This is a genomic window from Microcystis sp. M53603_WE2 (assembly GCF_030065435.1).
Genome location: NZ_JASJFF010001155.1, coordinates 1 through 4,364 on the forward strand (window position 1 = coordinate 1; position 4,364 = coordinate 4,364).

At 42.4% G+C, this 4,364-nt stretch carries 4 protein-coding genes; all 4 read right to left on the bottom strand.

All coding sequences use genetic code 11. From position 1 onward, the window contains the following. Positions 1 to 1,146: Ig-like domain-containing domain (locus PX481_RS24330; RefSeq protein ID WP_288096488.1), on the bottom strand; the 1,146-nt coding region annotated here is incomplete at its 3' end. Between the two features lie 46 nt (positions 1,147 to 1,192). Next, positions 1,193 to 1,984 (bottom strand): TIGR03943 family putative permease subunit, encoded by a 792-nt coding sequence (locus PX481_RS24335; RefSeq protein WP_002760362.1) that lies wholly within the window; start codon positions 1,982 to 1,984, stop codon positions 1,193 to 1,195. Positions 1,985 to 2,008: 24 nt separating this feature from the next. Continuing rightward, the gene (locus tag PX481_RS24340) at positions 2,009 to 3,019 is read right to left on the bottom strand and encodes a permease (protein WP_002760364.1); all 1,011 of its coding nucleotides are present in this window, start codon (positions 3,017 to 3,019) and stop codon (positions 2,009 to 2,011) included. A gap of 266 nt (positions 3,020 to 3,285) precedes the next feature. Further along, positions 3,286 to 4,095, bottom strand: a complete 810-nt coding sequence (larE, locus tag PX481_RS24345) for an ATP-dependent sacrificial sulfur transferase LarE (protein WP_002760365.1) — start codon at positions 4,093 to 4,095, stop codon at positions 3,286 to 3,288. Positions 4,096 to 4,364 lie beyond the last annotated feature (269 nt).

The window sequence follows — 4,364 nt, forward strand, 5'->3', positions numbered from 1 at the left end:
GGTTAACAAACAATACAAATCACTACCGGTGGCATTAAATTGACAATCTATAATCGAACCTTGTAGATTGAGTAAGCGTTTTTGTAATCCTTGATTATTGACATAAAAAAGCGATCGAATATAACGCATTTTGGCATTATCCGTATTAAAATTCACCATTGCTGCGGCCGTACCATCGGCAGAAAAATTCAAAATTCGCCCAAATTTTGGTAAAAAATCCAGGGGTTTTGTCTCGAATTTTAAGGGCAAAAGCGCAATTCCTTCCCCCTGGGTGACAGCCAGAGTTTTACTATCAGGTGCGATCAAAAATTCTCCGCCTTGGATGTTTAATTTTTGGGGTTTTTCCCCCGATTTAACTGCCCATAAATCGAAGTTAATCGGATTGCGGCGCTCAATTCTCTGCACGACAATAGTTTCCCCATCTTTAGCTAAATCAAAGTGATTATTTTGATAATCTTTATTGTCTAGCACTAACTCAATTTTTAGAGGCGATTGACTGCTATCAACTTGGTAAAGCTGCAGTTCACGAATTCCCTCTATCCCCCGATTTTTCGCCACGGCCGAAAAGAGGATTTTTTTACCATCAGGATAGAATTCAAAAGCCATAACGGTCAAATTTGCGGGGGTTAAGAGGGTTTTCTTCTCCTCGGTCAAGTTATAAAAAATTAATCTTCCCTGTTCTTCCCCATTAGTGCCAATATAGGCAAAAGCACGATTGCGACTTTTAAATTCTCTTTCAAAAATTGCCAGGGTTTGTCCTAATCGATTACCGCTGCGAAATTGTTCCCGCGCACCTTCAATTTGCAGATGATATTTTTCTCCGTAGGGAATGGGAGAAGTGAGGGTATAAGCTAATCGTCTTCCGGCCCAACTCAACTTACCCGGCAGCGGAGGATCGATAACTAGATTTTTTTCTACACTAGCATGATCCATGGGGCGATCAAAAGTGATAATAAATGCTTGATCTTCTGAGCCAATTTCTCGATTTTCCCAGCTAAATTCCTTGACCCTTGGACCGGTTTGCAAAAGACATTGATTACCACAGCTATTACCTAACCAAATTAAGCCGCCAATTACTAAGGTTAGCGATACAATTAATGTTATCGCTAATTTATCAATCGGTTGTAGTTGTAAGGTCTTGATCATTATAGTAGATGGTTAGAAACAACTGATAACTGATAACTGTTAACTGTTAATATCCGTAGGGATCCACAGGAGTGGGTATAGATTTCACGGATTTAGCCTTAATTACTAATTGTCTTCTGGTGGTTGATTTTCCCACCTCTACGGGTAAAGATTCCGTGGCCATTTCTCCGGTGATTTCTAACCAAGTATCATTGGGATATTGACCGCGACTTCCTGATAGTTTCACCGGCAAACCCACGGGATAAGCATCCACGGCACAACAGGTAAGGATAAAGCGACTAATTAATAAATAATTATCGGGTAATTGGGGCAATTGCACCACAAAACCTGTGACTTTTACCGGTTGTCCCGTGTAAGCATCAGGTTCGGGGTAAGCATTCAAAGTTCTTACCCATTCAATTAAACTTTTTTCCTCTGGTTTAACGGTAGTGCCAAAGGATTGAGTTTGCAAGCGAGTTAGGGGTAAAGATTCACTAATTCCCCTCTGTAATGCGATTTGACTGCTGAGGGGCTGCGGGGCAATAAATAGGCCTAAAAGGGCAGTGATTACTAATAAACCTGAGCCAAAATGTTGGGGAAGAATGGTAATATGCGATCGATTATCGTTACTATCTAAATTAATCTTTTTTTGCCACTGTTTTAATAATGTCCAAAGCTTGACTATTCCCAGAACAAATAAAGCAATACTGGTGATGAGAACCAGGATAAAATAATTAGGATGTATCAGTAAATTTAACTGTCCAGTTATCCAGTATTTAAATAGTAACGAACCCCAACCGATTAGGGCAATAACATCGATAAATTGGGGGGCGATTATTTTTAGACGTGATGAATTCATGGGAAAAACTATCCGGGTACTGACCTAAAATAAATAACTGTGAGCCAAGGTGAGTAAAAAAGTCATTTGCGCTGCTAAAGCAAAGAGATAAATTAACATTCTCGGTTTAAAAATAGACAACATTAAACCAATCCCTTTCAGGTCAATCATTGGACCGAACACTAAAAAAGCCAGCAGGGAACTACTGGTAAAACTAGAGGCAAAGGAGAGAGCAAAAAAAGAATCAACTGTGGAACAAATCGAAACAATGACCGCTAACAGCATCATGGCCAAGATCGAAGTAATCGGATCCTGACCCAAATTAAGAACAAATTCCCGGGGAACAAACACCTGTAAACCGGCCGCTATAGCACTTCCTAAGATTAACACTCCTCCTAATTCCCGTAATTCCATCACCACGTTTTCCACAAAAGTTAACCAGCGCCTTTTCATCGGGATAGCTTGCACTGCTGGTAGGACAGCAGTAGCGGCAAAACTTTCATCTAAGCGCAAAGTTTGCCCAGAATTACCGATCAGAAAAGAACCGGATTGTAGTAGTAGTGGGATAGATTCTTTTTCCGGTGTTTGCGGTTGCCAATTGAGACTTTTTGCCAAAGAGGTTTGTAGTAGCGGTCGGGGATCTTTTTGGATACTAAAGATAATACCGATAACCGTAGCGATGAACAAAGAAAAGATAACTCGATAGAAAACAATTTCCGGTTGATCGCGAAAAGCTACCCAAGTGGACCAGATAACAATCGGGTTAATTGTCGGCGCTGCTAAGAGAAAACTAACCGCTACTGCATTCGGCATTCCTTGCACAAGTAAACGTCGCGCCACCGGCACATTGCCACACTCGCAGACGGGAAACAAAAAACCAATACATCCCCCCACAAATGCTCCTAAAACAGCATTTCGAGGCATCAGGGCCACTAGGCGACGTTCATCGACAAATATTAAAAGAATACTAGAGAGAATCACCCCTAGCAGTAAAAAAGGCATCGCTTCCACCAACAGGCTCAGGAATAGGGTAAAGGCATTTTGTAGTTGACTCATCTATCCTCGCCTTGGCAATTAGAGGTTTAGGGGTAAAGACTTAGGAACCCTAGAAAAAGGTTCATCAGTCCGCTCCCCGGCTTTTTAACATTTTTTTAATATATCCGATCGAGTGACTTCTGGGACAGGTTTTAGGTTTTGGGGTTTTGGGGTGTTAGGGTGTTAGGGTGTTAGGGTTTTAGTTGAAATTCCCCCACTTCCCCACTTCCCCACTTCATAATTCATAATTCATAATTCATAATTCCCACTCTCCCATCACCTCACACTTAGAGGACTCGATTAAGCTTGCCGCTTTGATAACCTTCTAGATCGAGGGTGACATAGATAAAGCCTAATTTTTGCAGATCAGCGACTAATTCGCTTAAATTTGTCCGATTAATAAAGTCGGGAATTGCTGCTGCCGGTAATTCAATCCGTGCCGTATCGCCGCTCGATCGCACCCGTAATTGACGATAACCTAATTTTCGCAGATAAATCTCCGCCCGTCCGACTCTTTGCAATTTCTCCAGGCTAATTTCCTCCCCGTAGGGAAAACGGGAACTTAAACAGGGTTGCGCCGGTTTATCCCACCAAGGTAAATTTAAGTAACGAGATAGTTGACGAACTTCGCTTTTTGTGATACCAATTTCCGCCAAAGGTGAACGAGCGCCGCGCTCCCTAGCGGCTTGAATTCCGGGACGATAATCCCTTAAATCATCAGCATTAACGCCATCGATGACGTAGGAATAACCACGAGCGAGGGCGATGGGTTTAAGGGTGTCGTGTAGCTCACTTTTGCAGAAATAACAGCGATTAACGGGATTACTGGTGTAATTGGGGTTATTCATTTCCTCGGTTTCCACCAATTCATGCCGAATACCGATATAATCGGCCTGAGCGATCGCTTCTTCTAATTCTTCCGGCAGTAGGGAAGGGGAAACCGCCGTAATTGCCAATGCTTGACTCCCTAGCAGATCATAGGCCACTTTGGCCACTAGGGTACTGTCCACGCCCCCAGAATAGGCAATCAGAGCTTTTTCGCTGGTTTTTAAGAGGTTTTGTAATTGTCCGAGTTTATCAAGTAATTGACTGTCCATGGCGGCGATTTTGGCAACTGGTTTAGGGAGACCGTTTTTTATTTGGGTATAAACAAGTAAGTGGGTGGGTGGAATTAAATATAAGATGAACGTAGGTTGGGTTGAAGCATGAAACCCAACGCCCGATTATGTTACGCTACCGCTAACCCATCCTACAAATAATTGTGCCTCCCTACTTAGCTTAAGCCACTTGTCCCAAGAATTTGCGGCAAGGAGGTAAGTAGTCGTGCAAAATAAATTTCCTAGTCAAGATAGGCACTCGTGCAAGA